The organism is Streptomyces sp. S6 (assembly GCF_054880855.1).
This window is the reverse complement of record NZ_JBTYMC010000573.1, coordinates 1-2,013: the sequence shown is the minus strand read 5'-3', so window position 1 is coordinate 2,013 and position 2,013 is coordinate 1. Positions and strand designations below refer to the sequence as shown.

Genomic DNA, 2,013 nt, shown 5'->3' with positions numbered 1-2,013 from the left:
GCGGGCGGTGGCCGGTGACCACACCGGCTGTCTGCGCAGCCTCGACCAGGCCCGTGACCTGCTCGCCGCCGACGCCGCCGACCCCGGCCAGCCCGTGCTCGGCGCCTCCCACGTGCCCGACGTGGTGTCGATGTTCACCGGCTGGTGCCTGTACGACCTGGGGCGTCCCCGGGAGGCGGCCGAGCTGTTCGACCGGGAGACGGCACAGATCCCGCCGCACGCCTACCGCACGCAGGCCCGGTACGGGGTGCGGCGGGCCCTCGCCCACGCGGTGGCGGGCGAGATCGACCACGCCTGCCGGATCACCGCCGACCTTCTGCCGTCCGTCCGGCTGGTGCACTCGGCGACCGTCTCCGCCGACCTGCGCCGACTGACCCGGGTGCTGCGGCGGCACGCCCGCAACCGGTCGGTGCGCGACCTGATGCCCTGCCTGATCCCCTGATCCCCGAAGGGACCCGACCCATGCACGAGATCTTCGTCAACTACCGCACCAAGGGCGGCAAGGAAGCCGCCTACCTCTGCGACCATGCGCTCTCGGACCGGTTCGGCCAAGGCAGCGTCTTCCTCGCCAAGAAGTCGATCGCGCTCGGCGACCACTACGCCGAAGTGCTGGACAGTGCGGTGCGCCGCTGCCGGGTGCTGCTCACCCTGATCCACGAGGGCTGGGTGGACGCCCCCGACCGCGACCGCCCCGACCTGCGGGCCCTGCACGCCCCGCAGGACTGGGTGCGCCGGGAGATCGAGGAGGCGCTGGCGTCGGGCGCGCTGATCGTCCCGGTGTTCATCGGCCGCCAGGTGGAGCAGCTGGACCCCCGGCGGCTGCCCGCGTCGATCGCCGAGCTCGCCGAATGCCAGTACGCACGGGTCGAACTGGCCACCTTCGGCGACGACATCGCCCGCCTCGGCGACCGCCTGGCCCGTCAGATCCCGGCGCTGGCCGCCCTGGACACCAGCCGGCCCGCAGAACAGCAGCCGGCTCCGGAAGCACCGAAGGGGGTGCGCAACGACCATCAGCGCGGCGGCATCGGCAATGTGAACGGCGACGTCGGCACGTACGTCAACGACGCCCACGGCCCCCTGAACACCGGCCCCGGCCCGCAGTACAACGGCCCTCACATCACCGGCGACGGCACCAACTACGTCGAGAGGAACGAGGGCGGCATCCGCCAGGGCTTCGGCACCCGCACACCACGCGGGGGCGAGCAGAAGTGACCGACACGTACGTCGGGGCCGCCCACGGCCCCATGAACAGCGGGCCCGGCCCGCAGCACAACCACTACTACGCGGCGACCGAGTCCCGGCTGCGGTCCAGGCCACGCCCCCGCTCGTTCTCCGAGTCCGACCGCGACCACCTCGCCGAACGCTTCGTCCCGCCGTCCGGCTTCCAGGAGGCGCGGCGGCTGCTGGCCGACCGGCACACGGTGCTCCTCGACGGCCCCTGCGCGTCGGGCCGTCGCACAGCCGCCCTGATGCTGCTGCACGAACTGCCGGGTACCGGCGGCAGCCTGCACGAACTCCCCGACACACCGGACGACGGGAACGGGTCGCCCCTCGACCCCGAGGACATCGGCGAGGGCGACCGGCTGCTCCTGGACCTCTCCGGTGCCGAGGAGTCCCGGTACATCGCCTTCCAGGGGACACTGCCCGACTTCCGTACGACGCTCATCGCGCGCGGCGCCCGGCTCGTCGTCGTGCTCCCGCGCGACCTGGCCTATCTCCTCAGGAGCGAACTGCGCCATCTGAGGGCCGAGCTGGGCCGCCCCGACCCGCTGCGGGTGCTCGCCTCCCACCTGAAGTGCGACGGCGTCCCGTTCACCGGGGCGGACCTGACCGGCCCCGATCTCGCGGCGGCCCTGCTCCCGTTCCGTCTCCAGGACGTGGCGACGCTGGCCGACCGCGTCCGGGAGCAGTGGCGCAGGTCGACGGCGGACCGGGGTTTCCCCGACTGGCTGCGGTCCGCGCTGGCGGACAGTGCCCAGGACCGGCACGCCCGTAGCGCCGTCGCCCTCGCGG

At 73.4% G+C, this 2,013-nt stretch carries 1 protein-coding gene and 2 pseudogenes; all 3 read left to right on the top strand.

Features of this window, described 5'->3' with window-relative positions:
- Positions 1–442, top strand: a pseudogene (locus tag ACVNF4_RS35350) (transcriptional regulator); the annotation flags it as partial.
- Between the two features lie 20 nt (positions 443–462).
- Positions 463–1,212 carry a TIR domain-containing protein gene (locus tag ACVNF4_RS35345; protein WP_461806936.1) on the top strand — a complete coding sequence of 250 codons (750 nt, stop codon included), beginning with the start codon at positions 463–465 and terminating at the stop codon, positions 1,210–1,212.
- Positions 1,209–2,013, top strand: a pseudogene (locus tag ACVNF4_RS35340) (hypothetical protein); the annotation flags it as partial. The gene ACVNF4_RS35345 and the pseudogene ACVNF4_RS35340, both read left to right, overlap by 4 nt.

Bases quoted from the DNA above. Each gene is read 5' to 3' on its own strand.
- ACVNF4_RS35345 (WP_461806936.1), top strand. From the start codon at position 463: ATGCACGAGATCTTCGTCAACTACCGCACCAAGGGCGGCAAGGAAGCC.